Consider the following 18,258-nt stretch of genomic DNA (forward strand, 5'->3'; position numbering starts at 1 on the left):
TTGTCGGCGTTTTCGACGGAGCGTGCGGTGGGGTTCGGAGACAATTTCAATCGAAACTGCAGAGGTTCACCGCTGGGCGCTCCGCCGTCCGTCCTGTATCACCGGTGCACGAGCCGGTGGTGACGTGCCATCAGCTCGCGGACGCGGCAGAAGTGCACGGGTCACAGCCGGATTCGTTGGAGTTCGGTGCCGATGACGACCTCGCCGTCGTAGTTCTGGCTTGCCCAGTCGTGCCACTGTTCGCGGTTGAGCGGTGTGGTGACGAAGTCGATGAGGTGGCTGAGCACCAGCTTGGGCACTCCGGCGCGCTGGGCGATCGTGCCGACCTTCTGGACCTCGACGTGGGACTGGAGCATGTGGTCGATCGCCACCGGCGGGAGATTCACCTTGCCGCGCAAGTTGATCGCCTCGTGTACGAGGATGCCGGAGCCGCGGGCGAGCTTCACGAGGTTGTCCGTGCAGGTGGTGTCCCCGGAGAACGTCACTGATCCGTGCGCGGTGTCGAAGCGGAACGCGAACGACGGGAACACCGGACCGTGCGGCACGAGGACCGCCGAGACCTTCACCCGGTCGTCCTCCATCACCGGGAACGGATCCATCGCGGGACTGGTGTTCTCGAAGCTCGCGCCGACGTCGGGAAGGTCGATCTCGTGCACCTTCGCCAAGCTGCGGACGTCGCGGATGCCGGTGTCCCGCATGAACGAGTTGGTGCTGTAGGCAAAGGCCTCGTGGCACTTCTGGGTCAGGCCCGCGATTCCCGGAGTCGGATCCTCCGGTGCGACGGTCGCGACTTCACCGCCGCCGAACTTCGGCCCCAGCCCGCCGGCCGGGCCCGGGCCGTAGACGTCGACGGGACCGGCCAGCACGTCCTTGAACTGGATGTTCGGACCGGCGCCTGCCAAGAGAAAGTAGTTGTAGTAGTCCGCGACGTGGTCGGCGTGCAGGTGGGTGATGAAGATCGAGCGCAGCGAGTCGAACCGCAGCCCCGAGCGTGCGTACTGGGTCGTCGAGCTGCGCCCGCAGTCGATGACGTAGGTGGCGCCGTCGACGACGAGGGCGCTCGAAATCCCGGCGGCCGTCGGCTCGACCGGTGGACCGGCTTCCGTCCCGAGCAGCACCAGTTCCAACGGGCCGAATTCCCCTGTTGCTGCGGCGGTTTCACCCGTAGCGGCGGGCTGAGCACCCGAGCAGGCGGAGACGCCTGCCATCACCGCTCCGAGCCCCAAGGCCCCGAGCACACCTCGGCGCGACAAGCCTTGCCCGGTCGATGAATCGGAACAGCACGGATCGAGCTTCACGGGACGTCTTCCTCTCCGATCGCACCGCAACGGGCAGTTCGGCGCAGGTTCGACACCGCCCGGTGGCACGGGTCGTGCCACCGGGCGGTGGAGGGGCGGGTCAGTTGTTGGCGATGAAGTCCGCGACCAGGCGGTTGAACTCGTCGGGGTGCTCGATCATCGCCCAGTGGCCGCAGCGGTTGAGCAGCACCAGGCGCGAGTTCGGGATGAGCGAGAGCAGCATCAGGGAGTGCTCGTAGGGCACCACCCGGTCGTCGCGACCGTGGATGAGCAGGGTCGGGACATCGACCTTCGGGAGGTCTTCGAGGCGGACCCACCGGGGGATCGGCGCGCCCTTCGGCAGACCCGCCAGGTAGTTCTCGAGGTGGTCCGGGCGGGCCATCGCGGCGTCCGACCGGGCCGCGAGCAGTTCCGGGGTGGCGAACTGCTTGTCGTGGACCATGATGCTGATCAGCTTGCCCATGGTCTCCGGTGTCGGGTTCTGGTAGGCCTCGATGAGCACCTTGAGGCCCTCGCTCGGCCCGTCGCCGGCGGCGAACAGCTTGGGGCCGGGCGTCGGCGGTCCCATCGTGACGAGGTGCGAGATCCGGTCCGGGTGCTCGGTCGCCAACCGCATGGAGGTCGCGCCGCCCATCGAATTCCCGACGAACGCGGCCTTTTCGATGCCGAGGGCGTCGAGGAGCTGGATGGCCGTCTCCACGTGGTCGAGCCGGTCGACGGTGACGGCGTCCGACTCGCCCCAGCCGGGCATGTCCACCGCGTACACGTGGAACTGCTGGGCGAGCGCCTCGATGTTGCCGGAGAAGTTGCTCCAGCCGGTGGCGCCGGGGCCGCTGCCGTGCAGCAGGACCACGGGGTGACCTTCCCCGGCCTCCTGGTAGTGCAGGGTCCAGTCCTCGGTCTTGACGGTGCGGCTGGTCTCGGCCTGGGTGAGCGACATGCGCGTCTTTTTCCTTCCGCGGAGCGGTGTTTCAGGGTCTGCTCTTGGTCCTGGTTCTTGATCTCTGCATTTGAAGCGGCGCCAGCCGCTTAGCCCACCTGTGGCGCTTGCACCGCCGCGGGTTCTCAGCGTTCGCCTGGCGAGGACGGCCCGACTGCCGTGTATTGGCATACATAAAGTCGGGCACCCGGAGTCCAGGCGGGCGCTGAGGTTCCGCCACCAGCACCGCTCCGCAGGACGAGAGCTTCAGACAAGCACTCAGGGCTTGAGCAGGTCGGCGACGACCTGCGGGGCGCGGTGGCCCCAGGTGTCGAGCTTGTCGAGGTGCTTGATCTGCCACGTGGAGTCGTCGATGGTCAGGCCGCCCCAGCCGTACTCGATGTTGAAGCCCGACGGCGTGCGGACGTAGAAGCTGAACATCTCGTCGTTCGGGTGCATGCCGAGCGTCATCTCGAACGGCTGCTTGGCGTCCATGCAGCGGTCGTAGGCCAGTCCGACGTCGTTGATGCTGCCGACCTCGATCATGAAGTGGTGGATCCGCTTGGGGAACGGCATGTCCGCCCACGCGACGGAGTGGTGCCGCTCGTTGCAGCGGGTGAAGACCGCGTCGGCGAAGACGCCCGGCGCGACTTCCTCCTTGACGTAGTCGGTCACCTTGAACCCGAGGATTCCGTACCAGTCGAGGATCTCCTGGCGGTCGACGCGTTCCATGAGGAACTCGTGCCCGGCGCCACCGGCACCGGTGACGAAGTTCGAGAACAGCACGTCGGACTGGAAGGGCGTGTCGGCGTCGGCCAACCCGACGAACAGCTCGACGCGGTTGCCCACGGGGTCGGCCGTCACGACCACGCGCTCGACCTTGCGAGCGGCGGCGAGGTCAGCGCCTCCTTCCGCCACCTCGGCGCCGGCCGCGCGCAGGTTCGCCACCACGGCGCCGAGGTCGGCCTCGGTCGCGCATTCGAAACCGGTGAACGCCAGGTCGTCCGCGTCGCCGCGCACGACGATCCAGCGGTGCGCCTTGGCGTCCATCCGCAGCGCCAGGGAGTCCTCGGTGCGTTCGGCGAGCTGCATGCCCATCAGGTCGACGCCGAAGTGCTGCCAGGCGTCGAGGTCGCTCGCTTCGATGCCGATGTAGGCGAGTTCGGTCACGCTGGTCATCAACGGTTCTCCTCGTTCTTTCCGGATCGGGCGGGGATGCCGAGGCCGCTGGGGTCAGCGGCGGCGACGAACTTGTCGGGGCGGATCGCGACGGCGCGGACGCCGTACGAGCGCAGCCAGGGGCCGAGCACCTCGTCGAGGTCGACGAGCTCGTCGGGGCCCCGGGTGTGCCGGTCCTGCGGGCGAACGGCGATGTAGCGCGCGCCGAGCGCGTCCCAACCGGCCTTCTCCTCCGGGCTGAGCAGCGCCGCGGGATCGACGTCGTCGCCGAGCAGCGCGAAGTCGTCGCCCAGGAGCTCGTCGAGGCGTGCGATCACCCCGCGGGTGTCGCCGACGACGGGCTGCGGCACCATCCGGCCCACGATGCTGTTCTCGCCGACGGGTCCGCGCAGCCAGCCCGCCACCAGGAACGGCGGGGCGATCAGCGGCGGCTCCGGCGGGTTCTCGGGGTCGGCTGGCGGCGCGGTGAGGGCGGCCTGCTCCTCTTCGGACAGCTCCTGCTTGATGATGCGTCCGAGCTCGACGGCGAGCTGCGTGTACATCGCGGCGTTGGGGCGGCGCTCCGCTTCGTAGGTGTCTAGGAAGTCCTCGTCGAAGTCCCCCTTGATGACCCGCGCGAGCTTCCACCCGATGTCGTGGGCGTCGCGCATGCCGGTCTGCATCCCCGCCCCCGCCCACGGGGGCATCAGGTGCGCCGCGTCGCCGACGAGGAAGGTCCGGCCCACTCGCCAGGTCTCGGCCATGCGGGTGTGGTGGCGGTAGAAGGCGTGCTGGTGGATCTCGACGTCGTCCTCGGTGACGCCGAGGGCGTTGAGCAGCGGCCAAACCTGGTCGTGCGTCTGGAAATCGGCCTCGGTCTCACCGGGGTTGAGCGGCAGTTCCCACCGGTGGTTGCCCCGGGAGAGCGCGATGTCGACGACGGGGCGCTGCTTGTCGGACCAGAAGGTGAGCAGGTTCCGGTCGGGCCACCACCGCTTGACGCGGCAGTCGATGACGATCCACTGGACGTCGATGGTGTCGCCGAGCAGCTGCACGCCGAGCTGCCTGCGGGTGGGGCTGCTGCCGCCGTCGCACCCGAGCACGTAGCGCACCCGCGTGGTACTGGTTTCGCCGGTCGCAACGTCTTTCGCGGTGACCGCGGCTCCGCTGCCGTCCTGCTCGACGGCGACCACCTCAGCGCCGTACCGCACGTCGAGGACCTGGTCGTACTGCGCCGCGCACTCGCGGAGCTGCTCCTCCATGACGGGTTGGTAGATGTTGAAGAACCGCGGCTTGATGCCCAGCGTCGACGGCGGGTGGTCGATGCGGAGCAGCTCTTCCCCGTCGTAGGTCCGCCAGCGCAACGCGCGCTGGGGATCCATGTCCTTCTTCACCGCCTCGTCGACGCCGAGGTTCTGGAAGATCCGCATCGTCCAGTCGTTGACGGTGACGGCCCGGGCCCGCTGGTAGATGTCCGGGGCCTTCTCGAACGCGACGGCGGAGATGCCGTGCTTGGCCAGGGTGAGCGCTGCGATCACGCCGCTCGGGCCGTACCCGACTATCGCGACGTCGGCGTCGTAGTTCTCGGTCATGCGCTGAACTCCGTTGTCCTGCTGAACCTGGGACGGATTTCGGATGCTTTCCACGGGCGGGAGGAAGAGATCTGGTGGCGCCCGGAAGACATGTATTGAACGGAACGTTCGGTCCAATAGTGGCCACGGTAACAGCCGCCGGAGCGGTGTCAAGGGGTTCTCGCGAGCGGACCGGGCCCGCGGCCCGGGAACTACACTCGCGGCATGGACAACGCCGTACCCACTGGAAACCGACGCGGTCGACGATCACGGCAGGAGATCCTCGACGTCGCGGCGCGGGTGATGTCCGCGCGCGGGTACGCGGGAACGTCGATGTCGGTGCTGGTCAAGGAGACCGGCCTGCCGAGGAGCGCCTTCTACCACCACTTCGAGTCGAAGGCCGACCTGCTGTCGAAGGTGATGGCGCGCGGCGCCCGGGAGTTCTTCGACGCGATGCGCGCCGCGCACCAGAACCCGCCCGCGGACGGCTCTCCGCGCGAACGGCTGACGTGGCACCTGCAGAAGACCGGCGAGGCCTTCGTCAGCCACGAGGACTTCCTGCGCCTGCTGCTGGTGCTGGTGATGAGCAACGAGGCGGCCGAAGCCGCTGAAGCGATGCGAACGGTCGTCGAGGTCCGCAGCGAAGGCCGCGACCTGATGCACGAGATGATCCGCTCGTCGTTCGCGGTCGAGGGCGACGACGTGGCGACCGCCATCGCCGACGAACTCGCGCACTTCGGAATGGCAGGGTTCGACGGCGCTTTCGTGTCGCTGCAGTCGAACGACGGCAAGCCGATCGCCGAACTCATGGCGCAGCTGGCCGACGCGATGGCCGCCCTCGGCGAATCCCGGATCCGCAGCATCCGGGCGCAGTCCGATTAGCCTCGCGCCCGTTCAGGTACGCGAAGTACGGTGGGTGTCAGTCGTTTTCGCGCTCCTCCGCGAGCGTCAGGGCGATGTCGACGATCATGTCCTCCTGCCCGCCGACCAGTCCCCTGCGCCCGGATTCGAGCAGGAGCGTCCGGACGTCGATCCCGTAGCGAGCCGATGCCGCTTCGGCGTGGCGCAGGAAGCTCGAGTACACCCCGGCGTAGCCGAGCGTCAGGGTCTCGCGGTCGACCCGCACCGGTCTGTCCTGCAGCGGGCGGACGATGTCGTCCGCGGCGTCCTGCAAGGCGAACAGGTCGCACCCGTGGTCCCACCCGTAGATGTCGGCGACCGCGATGAACGCCTCGAGCGGGCAGTTCCCGGCACCGGCACCGTGGCCGGCCAGGGACGCATCGACCCGCGTCACCCCGTTCTCCACCGCTACGACGGAATTGGCCACCGACAACGACAAGTTCTCGTGCGCGTGGATGCCGATCTCGGTGCCCGGGTCGAGGACGTCCCGGTAGGCGCGCATCCGCTCCGCCACACCGGCCATGGTGAGCCGCCCGCCGGAGTCGGTGATGTAGACGCAGTGCGCGCCGTAGGACTCCATCAGCTTGGCCTGCTCCGCCAACTCGTCGGCGGGCGCCAGGTGGCTCATCATCAGGAATCCCGAGACGTCCATGCCGATTTCGCGCGCCGTCGCGATGTGCTGCGCGGCGACGTCGGCTTCGGTGCAGTGCGTGGCGACCCGGACCGATCGCACGCCGAGTTCGTGCGCCCGCTTCAGCTCGCGCACCGTGCCGACACCGGGCAGCAGCAACGTCGTGAGGCGGGCGCGCTCGATCACCTCGGCGGCGGCCTCGATCCACGCCCAGTCGGTGTGCGAGCCGGGACCGTAGTTGAGCGACCCGCCGGCCAGGCCGTCGCCGTGCGCGACCTCGATCGCCCCGACCCCGGCCGCGTCGAGCGCGGCGACGATGCGCTTGACGTCGGACGGGTCGATCCGGTGCCGCACCGCGTGCATGCCGTCCCGGAGGGTCACGTCCTGGACGAAGATGCTGCGCTGGTTCATCGGGCGGCTCCGATCCGCTGGGCGATCCGCTCGGCGATCTGCAGTCCGGCGGAGGTCATGATGTCGAGATTTCCCGCGTACGCGGGCAAGTAGTGCGCGGCGCCCTCGACTTCGAGGAACACCGAGACCTGGTGGGTGGGGCGCGACGAGTCCGCCAGCAGCGTCCCGACCGGCTGCTCGGCCGGGATCTCGGCGATCTGCACCTGCTGCTTGAGCCGGTAGCCGGGCACGTACGCCGCCACGTCGGCGGCCATCTTCTCGACCGACCGCCGGATCTCCTCGTGCGTCGCCGAATCCGGGGCGGAGACCAGGCAGAACACCGTGTCCCGCATGATCAGCGGCGGCTCGGCGGGGTTGAGCACGATGATCGCCTTGCCGCGGCGCGCACCACCGACCGACACGATCGCTTCGGACGTGGTCTCGGTGAACTCGTCGATGTTGGCGCGGGTGCCCGGACCTGCCGACTTCGACGCGATCGAGGCGACGATCTCCGCGTACGCCACCGGCACCACCCGCGAGACGGCCGCGACCACCGGGATCGTGGCCTGGCCCCCGCAGGTCACCATGTTCACGTTGGGCGCGTCCAAGTGCTCGTCGGCGTTGACCGCGGGCACGACGTACGGTCCGATGGCCGCCGGTGTCAGGTCGATCATCCGCTTGCCCAGCGGCATCAGGCGGGCGTTGTTCGCCGCGTGCGCCTTCGCGGACGTCGCGTCGAAGACGATCTCGATGTCGTCGAAGCCGGGCATCGCGACGAGCCCCTCTACACCGTCCGCGGTGGTGGGCACGCCCAGCCGGGCTGCTCTCGCCAGCCCGTCGGACGCCGGGTCGATGCCGACCAGGGCGCCCATCTCGAGGCGTTCCGAACCGCGCAGCACCTTGATCATGAGATCGGTGCCGATGTTGCCCGATCCGATGATCGCGACCTTGGTCATTCGTCGACTCCTCACTGGAAACGGGCGGTCACGGCGCCGAGCCCGGACAGGGTGGCGGTGACGGCGTTGCCGGCCGCGACAGGTTTCATCGGGCCGAGTGCGCCGGAGAGCACGACCTGCCCGGCTCGCAGCGGCTGGCCGAGGTCGCGGGCCGTCCGAGCCAGCCAGCCCACCGCCGCGACGGGGTCGCCCAGGCAAGCGGTGCCGACGCCGGTGGACACCTGGTGTCCGTCGACGGCCATCTCCATGACGACCTCCGCGGGCTCGACCTCGTCGAGCGTGCGGCGCTGCGTGCCGAGGACGTACAGCCCCGCGGAAGCGTTGTCCGCCACCGTGTCACCGAAGCTGATGTCCCAGGCCGCGATGCGGCTGTCGCAGATCTCCAGCGCTGCCACGGCGTACTCGATCGCACCGCGGACCTGAGCCGCGTCGAGCGGACCGTCGACCAGGTCGGCGCCCAGCACGAACGCCACCTCCGCCTCGACCCTCGGCTGCAGCAGGCGCCCGACCGGGATGGCCTCCCCGTCGCCGTACTGCATGTCGTCGAACAGCAGACCGAGGTCCGGCTGGTCGACTCCGAGCTGCTGCTGGACCGCTTCCGAGGTCAGGCCGATCTTGCGGCCCACCACCGTCGCCCCCGCCGCCTCCCGGAGCTCGGCCAGGCGGCGCTGCACGGCGTACGCGGCCTCGAGGTCGTCACGGCCGATCAGGTCCCGCACCGGCGCGCAGGGCACGCCGGTCGCAGCGGCGGACGCGAGCCGGTCAGCGGCGGCGGCGATGGTGGAAGTCGTGGACTGACTGCTCATGGCGCCCACTGTCCAGACCGGGCGCGGCCCCGACCAGGCATTCGTCTCGCTCAGCGATACGCTCGGGCGATGACGGGCGCAGACCTCGACACCGTGCTCGGCAAGGCCGTGACGATCCTGCGTGCCTACCGGCCGGAGGACCACGTGCTCGCCCTCGCCGAACTGGTCCGCCGGACCGGCCTGCACAAGGCGACCGTGCACCGCCTCGCGCGCGATCTCGTCGCGAACCGGCTGCTCGACCGCGTCGACGGCGGGTACCGGCTCAGCGGCGGGCTGTTCGAACTCGGCATGCTCGCCTCCCTCGAACGCAGCCTGCTCGAGGTCGCGATGCCGTTCCTGCAGGACCTGTACGAGCGCACCCACGAGACGGTGCACCTCGGCGTCCGCGAAGGCCACGACGTCGTGTACGTCGCGAAGATCGGCGGGCACCGCCAGGCCGACGCCCCGTCCCGGACCGGCGGCCGAAACCCGTTGCACTGCACGGCGATCGGCAAGGTCCTCCTCGCCCACGCCCCCGCGGAGGTGCAACGCGAGGTGCTGGCCGCGCCCATGGTCCGGCGAACCGCGCACACCGTGGTGGCCCCCGGCATCCTGCACAACCAGCTGGTGCGGGCAGCCGAAACCGGAGTCGCGTTCGAGCACGAGGAATCCGCGCTGGGCATCGCGTGCGTGGCCGCTGCCGTCTTCGGAACGGGCGATGAACCCGTCGCCGCGATCAGCGTGACCGGACCGACCGGCCGCTTCCGCCCGGAAGCCCAGACCGCCACCGTGCTGGCGACCGCGGAGGCGCTGCGCAGCACCATCGCCCGCCGGGAGCAGCTCCGGTAGCACCGGCCGCTGACCTGCGCGATCAGCAGCGGGCGGGGTGGCGTGGGATCCTCCGGGCGGGCGCGGGGAAGGCGAGGTGCGGCCATGGGGGAACTACCGGCGGGCACTGCCCGGGCGTCGACCGATCGCGTCGTCTTCGGCGTCACCGCGCTGCTGGTCCTGTTCTTCCTCGGGTGGGGCATCGCCTCGCCGACGACGCTCGGCGCGTTCGCCGAAGCCGGGTTGCGGTGGGCCGTGGACGACATCGGCTGGGGGTACTCGCTGGCCGCGACGGGGTTCGTGGTCTTCGTCGGGTGGCTCGCGCTGAGCCGCTACGGATCGATCCCGCTGGGCGGGGACGACGAGGAACCGGAGTTCCACACGCTGTCGTGGATCGCGATGATGTTCATCGCGGGCATGGGGATCGGCCTCATGTTCTTCGGCGTCGCCGAACCGCTCGCGCACTACGTCCAGCCACCACCGGAAACGGTGGATCCGATGACCGCCGCCGCGGTGCGGACGTCGTTCGCGACGACGCTGTTCCACTGGGCGCTGCACCCGTGGGCGATCTACGCGGTGGTCGGGTTGACGATCGCCTACGGCACCTTCCGCCGGGGCCGGCGCCAGATGATCAGTTCCGCGTTCGCTCCCCTGCTCGGGCAGCGGCGCGGGGTCAAGCCGCTGGGGAAGGTCGTCGACGTCCTCGCGCTGCTCGCGACGCTGTTCGGTTCGGCGGCTTCGCTGGGCATCGGCACGCTGCAGATCAGCAGCGGGATGCGCAGCGCGGGCTGGATCGCCGCCGTCAGCATCCCGGTGCTGGTGGTGATCATCGGCGTGCTGACGATCTGCTTCGTCGCCTCCGCGGTCTCCGGGGTTTCCCGGGGAATCCAGTGGCTGTCCGGCACCAACGTCGTCCTCGCGGCGCTGCTGGCGCTGTTCGTGCTGGTCACCGGTCCGACGGTGTTCATCCTCAGCCTGATCCCGACGTCGATCGGCAACTACGTCGGCGACTTCGCGAGCATGGCAGCGCGCACCGGGGCCACCGGGAGCGCAGCCCTCGACGAGTGGCTCTCGCACTGGACGATCTTCTACTGGGCGTGGTGGATCTCCTGGGCGCCGTTCGTCGGCACGTTCCTGGCCCGGATCAGCCGGGGCCGCACGATCCGGCAGTTCGTCGGCGGGGTGCTGCTGGTGCCCAGCGCGGTCAGCGTGGTCTGGTTCGCGATCTTCGGCGGCAGCGCGATCGACCTGCAGCGCGGTGGCGTCGACGTGGCCGGTTCCGGCGGCGAGGAAGTGCAGATCTTCACCGTCATCCGCGCGCTGCCGATCCCGACTGCCCTCACCGTGCTGGTCATCGTCCTGGTGGCGATCTTCTTCATCACCGGCGCGGATTCGGCGTCGCTGGTGATGGGCAAGTTCTCGCAGCGCGGCACGATCTCACCCCGGAAGTGGATGATCGTGTTCTGGGGCGTGGCCACCGGATCCGTCGCGGCGATCATGCTGATGTCCGGCGGCGACCACGCCCTGGAGGGGATCCAGAACCTGACGTTCCTCGCCTCCGTGCCGTTCGCGCTGGTCATGGTGCTGATGTGCGTGTCGCTGACCAAGGACCTGCGCGGCGATGAACTGATCCACCGCCGAAGACGAGCCGAGCAGGTCCTCTCGAAGCTCGCCGACGAAGAGCCCCGGGACGAGACCGGCTGACGTCGTCAAGACCTCGACTCGGTCCGGTGCCAAGCGCTCCAAGCGAGGTGGGCGAACGGGATGATCACCAGCAGGTCGACGAGGTAGGCGACCCACTCCAGCCGGAGCACCCGCCCGAGCGGAAACGCAACGGCCGCAAGGCAGATCAACGCGGCCACCCACCACGGCGACATCCGGGTCCAGAGCAGGAGAACGCCGAAGACCAGCAGGGACAACGGGAAGGCCGGCCCCGGCAACCACAGCACCAGGAGGCTCTGCGGCGGGTAGTCGTCGAACCGGGCCAAAGCCACCTGGTCGTGCAACCCGAATACGCCTTCGAAGAACCCCTGCAATCCGAACGCGATGCTGCCGAACATCCCGATCAGCAGCAGCAACAACCAGATCCCGGCCACCACCGGAATCCGTTCGCGCAACCGTTCGTACTGCCCGATCAACCCGTAAACCCAGGGAACCATGGACAGCGCGATCAACATCCCGCCGTTCACGCCGTAATGCCCATCAACCCAGAAGAAGGGCGAAGCAGCGAAGATGACCGGCCCGAGCACGAGCCCCACCGCCTGCAACCGCCGCACCACCATCGGCGCAGGTTAGGACCCCCCACAAGGCCCCGCAACAACACCTGTCACACCACCGCAGCGGCCCGTCCACAACCCGGTCCGGTCCCGACGCGAAACCACAGTTTCAATTGAAACTGCAAAACCCACCCACGACGGATCACAGTTTCAATCGAAACTGTGGTTCGCCGGAATGCCCGCCGGGTCGGGGTGTCCGGCTCGATGTGCGCCGCGAACTCTGGTGTGCTGGCCAGGTCTCGACGAGGAGGGGCGCAGGAGCATGGCAGAGGACACCGCGAGCGTGGCACCGCTGGGGAGGCGGTACGAGGTTTCGGGTGGGGCGATGTTGTTGGACCGGGCCGGGAGCGGTGGGCCGACGGTGGTGTTCTTGGCCGGTGGTGGGATGTTCGGGCTTTACTACTGGAACGTGCACGCCCTCGTCGCGGAGTTCAGCACGAGCGTCATCTACGACCGGCTCGGCATGGGCTGGAGCGATGTGGTGGACCTCCCGCGCAGCGGCACTCAGGTCACCGATGACCTGCACGAGCTGCTGCGGGCTGCGGCTGTGCCCGGACCGTACGTGCTGGTCGGGCATTCGCTCGGCGGCTTGTACGCACGGCTCCACGCGAAGCGCTTCCCCGACGAGGTCACCGGGTTGGTTCTGCTCGACCCGACGCACGAGGACGTCGTCGACTACCTGCCGGAGCAGGCCGCTCAGCGGCTCCGGAGCGCGAACACCGACGCTCCGCTCCCGCCCGAGCAGGTGGAAACGATGCGGGCCGCGTACCGGCGGACGTTCGGCCGTGCGCTGGCCGACTGGCCCGCCGAGATCCGCGAACCACTGCTGGACCAGGGGTTCAGCAGCGTCGGGTACCAGCAGTCCTTGCAGGAACCGAGGAACCTCCCGCGCCTGTTCGACGAGGTCCGCGACGCCGGTCCTGATCCCGACCTGCCGATGATCATCGTGTCCGCGATAGGCACCGACGCGTTCGCCGACGAACTGGTCCCGCCCGAAGCCCGCGAATCAGCAGCCGAATCCGGCCGAGCCAAGCATCGGCTTTACACCGACATCGCTGCGGCACTCCCCCAAGCCGAAGTACGTCGTGTCGACGACGCCGGCCACTCCGGCATCGCCTGGCTCCGCCCGGACGCCGTGGTCCAGGCGATCCGAGACGCGTTTCCGCGCTGACCACCGCGGAAAGCGGTTCGGGCGTGGCGCTGGGTGCGCCACGCCCGAACCGTTTCTAGGTTGCTGGGACTGGTTTGCCCCGGGGTAGTTCGATCGCGAGGTAGGCGATCAGGCCTGCTGCTAGGCCCACTACCGCGTCCGAGAGGGACGGGACCAGGAGGTGGACCAGCAGGGCCACCGCTGCTCCGACTGCCCAGGCCACGAGCGCCGTGGGGCGGAACTTCTGCTCCTGGCGGTTGGCGAGGCGGTTTCGGAGGATGATCTGGTCCGCGATGAGGACCGCACCGAGCGGTGGGACCAGGACCCCGAGGATCGACAGCCAGTTCACGAAGTAGTTCCAGGCGCCGAGCAGCGCCACGAGCACTCCGATCACGCCGAGGACCAGGGTCAGGAGCCGCATCTTCGAGCGGGTCAGGTGCGACCAGCCCAATGCCCCGTTGTAGAGGCAGTGGGTGCAGACCGAACCCAGGTTGACCACCACGAAGACCACGACCAGGACGTCCAGCAGCGGGCTTCCCGCGCCGGTGAGGATCGGGGTGAAGTCACCACCCGCGGACTCCGCGGACGCGATGGCACCGGCGGCGACGAGGACCGCGCCGCTGAGCTGGGCGACGAGGCTCGCTACCGGGAACGCCGTCACCGTCGCCCACACCGCTTGGCGGCCGTTCTCCGACCAGCGGGTGAAGTCGGCCGTCATTGTGCCCGAGTCGGCGAAGGTCGCCATGATCGTGGTGACCGCGACGCCGAACGTCATGGCACCGCCGCCGACGCCCTGGAAGTCCGCGATCCGGCCGAAATCGCTGTGCTGCGCCGCGATGACCACGGCAGTGCCCGCCGCCGCGATGAACAGCGGCGCCGCGATCGCGCCGAGCCAGGACAACGCCTTGATGCCGAGGTAGGTCACGGCGATGAAGACGATGCCCGCCGCACCGGCCACCAGGGTTTCGTTCCAGCCGAACGCCTTGTTCAGGCTCGCGCCGGTCGCTCCCGTGTTGAACGCGAACCAGCCCACGACCACTGTGGACAGGAAGCCCGAGGCGATCGCGTAGCCCGCGGTGCCGAACGTTTCCGTCGCCTGCAACGAGAAGCTCTTGCCGGTCTGCCCCGCGCGGTAGCTGAGCAGGCTGACGTAGGCGAACATGATGAGGTTCGCCACGAGGATCGCGGCCAGTCCTCGCCCGAAACCGAGCATGGCGACCACGAGGCCACCGGGCACGGCGTTGGTGAGGATCATCGGGAAGCCGAACCAGACGGCCGACACCGTCAGCAGCGACTTCCGGTGCGTCGGCGGCACCGGGCTGTGCTCGAACTCCGACTCGAGTTCGAGACCGGCGTGCTCTTCCTGCGCCTCCCCCGCTGTCATGCCCGCGGTTCCGCGCTGGGGGCGAGCTTCTCGGCGAGGGCGATGACGGCCTTCTCGAAGACCTCCGCCGGCGGGTGCGTGATACCGGCACCGATCATGCCGATGCCCGCTTCCCTGTGCGCGATGGCGGTGTTGATGACCGGCAAGATCCCGGTGTCGAGGACCTTGCGCACGTCGATCGCGGTCGGCAGGCCCTGGAAGCCCAGCGACGGGATCGTCAGGTTCGGGTTCTCCGCCGTGGTGATCTGCGCCATGTCCCGGGTGTAGGCGACGGCCTCCTCGACGGTGCCGCCGACCAGGGCGACGATCGCCGGGGCGGCGGCCATCGCGAAACCACCGAAACCGAAGGTCTCGCTGATCGCGGAGTCACCGATGTCGAGACCGGAGTCCTCGGGCTTGTAGCCGGCGAACATCGGGCCGACGACCTTCTGCGCCGGGCCGGTCAGCCAGTGGTTGCCGCCCAGTCCGCTCACCCGGATGCCGAACTCGACGCCGTTGCGGGCCATCGTGGTGACCACTGTGGAGTTCTCGATGCCGTGCGCGGCGTCCAAACCGGCCTTGGCCATCGCCAACCACACCGGGCCGGAGAAGTAGTCGGAGCTCGCGATGAAGTCGAAGACCTCCTTCTTCTGCTCCGTGGTGAAGCTGGTGCGCAGCAGCGACGGCGCCAGCGCTTGGAAGAACAGCAGCGTGCCGGCGTTGTTGCGGTTGTGCGCCTCGTCGCCCATGTGCAGGGCCTGCGCGAGCAGCAGGCGCAGGTCGATCGGGCCGCCGATCTCCATGGCCTCCTTGAGCATGGGGCCGAGCACGTCGCGCATCCAGATCAGCCGCTCGACGACGCTCTCGTCGTTGGCGCCCATCCGCAGGATCTTGGCCATCTGCTCCGACAGGTTGGTGTAGGAGTAGTTGCCGTGCGTCTCGTTGTGCAGGACGTGCATGTACATCGACGCCGAGGTGACACCGGCCATCGAGCCGACGCAGTCGTGCTCGTGGCACGGCGAGAAGGTGATCTTCCCGGACGCGGCGACCTCCGCGGCCTCGTCCAGGTCCTTCGCCAGGCCCTCGAATACCAGCGCTCCGGTCACGGCGCCCTTCATCGGGCCGGACATCCGCTCGAACTCGATCGGCGGACCGGCGTGGATGATGGTGGTCGGCGTCATGCCGGGCACGACGTCGATGGCCCGGCCGAAACCGACCAGCATCGGTTTGGCCTTCATGACCCGGTCGGCCGCTTCGGCGTTCGCCGCCTCGATCTTCGCCTTGATCTCGGGGCGCTCGAGCACGTCGAGGGCGGCGATCACCTCGGGCTTGCCGTTGCCGGGCGGCGTCCAGTCGAGCGTCGTGACGGTGCCGCCTTGCGCGGCGATGTCGTCCTCGAACATCTGCAGGCCGACGTTGATGACGTTGAGGTCGCTGCTGAACAGCTGGGTGGTGGGGGTGCTCATGCGCGGGAGTCCTTCCGGGTGATGGCGCGGGCGAACCGGCCGGTTTCGGTGCTGCTGCGGGTGACGGTGACCCCGGCAGCTTCGAGGGCCGCGACCTGCTCGTTCAGCGACGGCGCGTCGATGTCGGTGCCGAGCACGTAGCCGACGATCTCCAGGTGGCGTCCGGCGTCGGCGGCGATGCGCTTCGCCTCGGCGATGGCCGGGAGGGTGACGCCGACCGGGTCCTCGTGGGAGCCGAAGCCGAGCACGAAGTCCATGACGATCGCGGCGACGGTCGGGTCCGCGGCCTCCTGGACCAGGCGCTCCAGGCGCAGCGACGGGTCGATCATCGGGTGCGGGCGGCCGTTGGTGAACTCGTCGTCGCCGAAGTCCAGGAACGTGTGCCCGGTGCTGGTGTCCTTGGCGCGCAGGACGAAATCCGCGTCCTTCTGGATGTTGCTGAAGACCTCTTCGCCGTCGTCGAGCAGCGCGTACATCGACTCGTCGCACAGCGTGCCGCCGCAGAACAGGCCGCGCACGAACCGCTGCTCCGAGCCGAGCTTGCCGCGCACCTCGGCCACGCGGTCGTGGTCGAGCTCGGGCACCGCGGCGTCCGGGACCGCGGTGAGGCGGACGGCCTGCAGCGCGGCGTCCTGGCTGCTCGACGCGAAGTGGCCGCCGGCCGCGGTCACGGCCGCCTCGGAACCGTTGATGAAGTACACGACGACGGGCTTGCCCGCCGCGGCGATCTCCGCGAGGACCTTCTCCTCCACCTCGGGCGCCGGGGGCTTGGACACCAGCACGATGGCTTCGGTCTTCGGGTCCTGCGCGAGGGCACGGATGCCGTCGATCATCATGATGCCGCCGACCTCGGCGGACAGGTCGCGACCGCCGGTGCCGAGGAGCTGCGAGATCCCGCCGCCCAGTGCGTGGATCCGGACGCTCACCTCCTGCGAGCCGGTGCCGGAGGCGGCGACGATGCCGATCGTGCCGGGGCGGACAGCGTTGGCGAAGCAGAGCCCGACGTTGTTGATGATGGCCGTGCCGCAGTCGGGGCCCATCATCAGCAGGCCCTTGTCGTGGGCCAGGTTCTTCAGCTCGATCTCGTCGGCGACGTCGACGTTGTCGCTGAACATGATCACGTGCAGGTCGTTCTCGAGCGCCTTGCGCGCCTCGCGGGCGGCGAACGCGCCGTTGACCGCGATGACCGCGAGGTTCGCGCCCGGCTCGCCCTGCGCGGCCGAGGAGATCGTGCGGTAGCTGACCTTCGCCTCGCCGCCGGCCGGGGCCTTGCGGGCGAGCAGTCCTTCGATCTGGGCGATCACGTCGTCGGTGTCCACGCCGTCGCCGGTGACCGCGACGATCATGAGGTCGCCGTTGCCCGCGGCCGCGAGCTCGGGGGTGAGCAGGTCGAGGTTGTCCAGCACCCCCTTGTTCATCTCGGTCGCCATCGCCACGAAGGCCTGGTCCACGCCGTCGATCTGGTTCGCCTTGGTCGAGATCGACATCAGGGACACCGAATCGAAGTAGGTGTTCTCCTTGATCACTGCGGTGGCAGTCACATGAAACCTCTCAGTTCTTCTTCCAGTCGGAACCCGGCCAGCAGGCCGGACAGGATGTCGGTTCCGGACGTGTGGCCGATGCCCACCACCGGGCCGGCGTGGAGCCGGAGCTGCCGCGCCAGGAGCTCGTCGCCGACCGGGGCCGGATCGAGCAGCACGCGCAGCAGGTCGAGCAGGCCTTGACGGGCGCGTCCGCGGAGTGCGGCGCGGAGGGTGGCGCGGCTCAGCGGGGTCGTCCGCTCCGGGCCGTCGTCGAGGGCCTGCCCGATGAGCGGGTTGATCCACGACAAGGTGCTGTGCGGTTGTGCGGCGAGCAGCGCGATTCCGGTGAGGAAGTCGTCGCCGGCCGGGGTCAGCCCGGGTCCGAGCCCGAGCAGGCTCGTCGCGGCAGCGACCACGGCTGGGCCGTCCTCGCCGCGGACCGCGGTGACCAGCGCTGCGCACCCGCGTGCCAGTTGCTCCTGGATCTGGGCTTCGAAGACCGTGGCCGCCGCACCGGAGGTCCGCACTCCCCCGTCGACGCCGTGCACGTCGAGGAACGCGGCGAGCGCCCCGGCCCGCCTGCCCGGTTCGCCGTGCCCGAGTTCGACGGGAATGGCTTTTGTATACCATTTGCGAGCTCCGTCGATTCGGACGATCCGCGACGAACCGCCCACGAACGCGATCGACGCGGCGGACAGCCGGACGCGATCACCCGCCGCGAGCCGCCACTCCGCCCAGCCCTCGACGTCGACCCGAACACTCCACGGCGCATCGTCCATTTCAGCCGAACACAGTGCTATGAGCCGATCTTTGTCGGAAATCACGTTCACCACGCGATCGAAGACCGAATGAACGCGACCGATCCCGGGGTGCGCGAGGAGGTAGCCGGCCGCCTCCTCGTCGATCGAGAGAGCGCGCCCGGCGGCGGAGAGCGCGTGCATCCGAACCACCCCTGCTTGCCACTTCGAGACGTCGACGTCCCATAAAATGGTATACCATTACTCAGTGTCTGCGACAGCAAGTCGCATCAGGGACCAGCGGAGG

Annotated in this window: 16 protein-coding genes; 4 read left to right on the forward strand and 12 right to left on the reverse strand. The window is 69.1% G+C overall.

Annotated features, from left to right (window positions below; translation table 11 throughout):
• Nucleotides 1–161 precede the first annotated feature (161 nt).
• The 4 genes from OU415_RS07405 to OU415_RS07420 all read right to left on the reverse strand — a co-directional run bounded on the left by OU415_RS07405 (nucleotide 162) and on the right by OU415_RS07420 (nucleotide 4,967).
• Nucleotides 162–1,208, reverse strand: coding sequence for an MBL fold metallo-hydrolase (locus tag OU415_RS07405; protein ID WP_270947834.1), 1,047 nt, complete (start codon nucleotides 1,206–1,208; stop codon nucleotides 162–164).
• 190 nt (nucleotides 1,209–1,398) lie between these two features.
• Nucleotides 1,399–2,238, reverse strand: coding sequence for an alpha/beta fold hydrolase (locus tag OU415_RS07410; RefSeq protein WP_270947835.1), 840 nt, complete (start codon nucleotides 2,236–2,238; stop codon nucleotides 1,399–1,401).
• 258 nt (nucleotides 2,239–2,496) lie between these two features.
• Nucleotides 2,497–3,396, reverse strand: coding sequence for a VOC family protein (locus tag OU415_RS07415; protein ID WP_270947836.1), 900 nt, complete (start codon nucleotides 3,394–3,396; stop codon nucleotides 2,497–2,499).
• Nucleotides 3,396–4,967: a bifunctional 3-(3-hydroxy-phenyl)propionate/3-hydroxycinnamic acid hydroxylase gene (locus OU415_RS07420; RefSeq protein WP_270947837.1), complete on the reverse strand. Its 1,572-nt coding sequence runs from the start codon at nucleotides 4,965–4,967 to the stop codon at nucleotides 3,396–3,398. Before OU415_RS07420 ends, OU415_RS07415 begins: the two co-directional genes overlap by 1 nt.
• Nucleotides 4,968–5,171: 204 nt before the next feature.
• Here OU415_RS07420 and OU415_RS07425 point away from each other — a divergent pair, with 204 nt between their 5' ends.
• The gene (locus OU415_RS07425; protein WP_270947838.1) at nucleotides 5,172–5,828 is read left to right on the forward strand and encodes a TetR/AcrR family transcriptional regulator; all 657 of its coding nucleotides are present in this window, start codon (nucleotides 5,172–5,174) and stop codon (nucleotides 5,826–5,828) included.
• 37 nt (nucleotides 5,829–5,865) lie between these two features.
• Here the strand turns inward: OU415_RS07425 and dmpG are convergent, their stop codons facing one another.
• From dmpG to OU415_RS07440, 3 genes are read right to left on the reverse strand one after another with little or no spacing between them, the layout of a single operon-like run.
• Entirely contained in the window at nucleotides 5,866–6,888 is a 1,023-nt protein-coding gene (gene dmpG, locus OU415_RS07430; RefSeq protein ID WP_270947839.1) for a 4-hydroxy-2-oxovalerate aldolase, read from the reverse strand.
• Nucleotides 6,885–7,823: an acetaldehyde dehydrogenase (acetylating) gene (locus tag OU415_RS07435; RefSeq protein ID WP_270947840.1), complete on the reverse strand. Its 939-nt coding sequence runs from the start codon at nucleotides 7,821–7,823 to the stop codon at nucleotides 6,885–6,887. Before OU415_RS07435 ends, dmpG begins: the two co-directional genes overlap by 4 nt.
• 11 nt (nucleotides 7,824–7,834) lie before the next feature.
• Entirely contained in the window at nucleotides 7,835–8,629 is a 795-nt protein-coding gene (locus OU415_RS07440) for a 2-keto-4-pentenoate hydratase (RefSeq protein ID WP_270947841.1), read from the reverse strand.
• 69 nt (nucleotides 8,630–8,698) lie between these two features.
• On the opposite strand from OU415_RS07440, the gene OU415_RS07445 reads away from it, so the two are divergent.
• Nucleotides 8,699–9,457: an IclR family transcriptional regulator gene (locus tag OU415_RS07445; RefSeq protein WP_270947842.1), complete on the forward strand. Its 759-nt coding sequence runs from the start codon at nucleotides 8,699–8,701 to the stop codon at nucleotides 9,455–9,457.
• 84 nt (nucleotides 9,458–9,541) lie between these two features.
• Nucleotides 9,542–11,140, forward strand: a complete 1,599-nt coding sequence (locus tag OU415_RS07450) for a BCCT family transporter (protein ID WP_270947843.1) — start codon at nucleotides 9,542–9,544, stop codon at nucleotides 11,138–11,140.
• Nucleotides 11,141–11,145: 5 nt separating this feature from the next.
• On the opposite strand, the gene OU415_RS07455 is transcribed toward OU415_RS07450, so the two are convergent.
• Nucleotides 11,146–11,718 (reverse strand): hypothetical protein, encoded by a 573-nt coding sequence (locus OU415_RS07455; protein ID WP_270947844.1) that lies wholly within the window; start codon nucleotides 11,716–11,718, stop codon nucleotides 11,146–11,148.
• A 256-nt stretch (nucleotides 11,719–11,974) separates the two neighbouring features.
• Between OU415_RS07455 and OU415_RS07460 the strand changes: the two genes are divergently transcribed.
• The gene (locus tag OU415_RS07460; RefSeq protein ID WP_270947845.1) at nucleotides 11,975–12,883 is read left to right on the forward strand and encodes an alpha/beta fold hydrolase; all 909 of its coding nucleotides are present in this window, start codon (nucleotides 11,975–11,977) and stop codon (nucleotides 12,881–12,883) included.
• A gap of 55 nt (nucleotides 12,884–12,938) precedes the next feature.
• Here OU415_RS07460 and OU415_RS07465 read toward each other — a convergent pair whose 3' ends face one another.
• The 4 genes from OU415_RS07465 to OU415_RS07480 are packed head-to-tail and all read right to left on the reverse strand — an operon-like array spanning nucleotide 12,939 to nucleotide 17,993.
• Nucleotides 12,939–14,246 carry a cytosine permease gene (locus OU415_RS07465; RefSeq protein WP_270947846.1) on the reverse strand — a complete coding sequence of 436 codons (1,308 nt, stop codon included), beginning with the start codon at nucleotides 14,244–14,246 and terminating at the stop codon, nucleotides 12,939–12,941.
• Entirely contained in the window at nucleotides 14,243–15,691 is a 1,449-nt protein-coding gene (locus OU415_RS07470) for a YlbE family protein (protein ID WP_270947847.1), read from the reverse strand. The genes OU415_RS07465 and OU415_RS07470 overlap by 4 nt, the downstream gene beginning before the upstream one ends.
• Complete coding sequence (gene fdrA, locus OU415_RS07475; protein WP_270947848.1) at nucleotides 15,688–17,232, reverse strand: acyl-CoA synthetase FdrA; 1,545 nt, start codon at nucleotides 17,230–17,232, stop codon at nucleotides 15,688–15,690. Before fdrA ends, OU415_RS07470 begins: the two co-directional genes overlap by 4 nt.
• The gene (locus OU415_RS07480; protein WP_270947849.1) at nucleotides 17,229–17,993 is read right to left on the reverse strand and encodes an oxamate carbamoyltransferase subunit AllH family protein; all 765 of its coding nucleotides are present in this window, start codon (nucleotides 17,991–17,993) and stop codon (nucleotides 17,229–17,231) included. Before OU415_RS07480 ends, fdrA begins: the two co-directional genes overlap by 4 nt.
• Between the last annotated feature and the right edge of the window lie 265 nt (nucleotides 17,994–18,258).

It is taken from the genome of Saccharopolyspora oryzae, from assembly GCF_027853915.1.
Taxonomy (GTDB): Bacteria; Actinomycetota; Actinomycetes; order Mycobacteriales; family Pseudonocardiaceae; genus Saccharopolyspora; species Saccharopolyspora oryzae.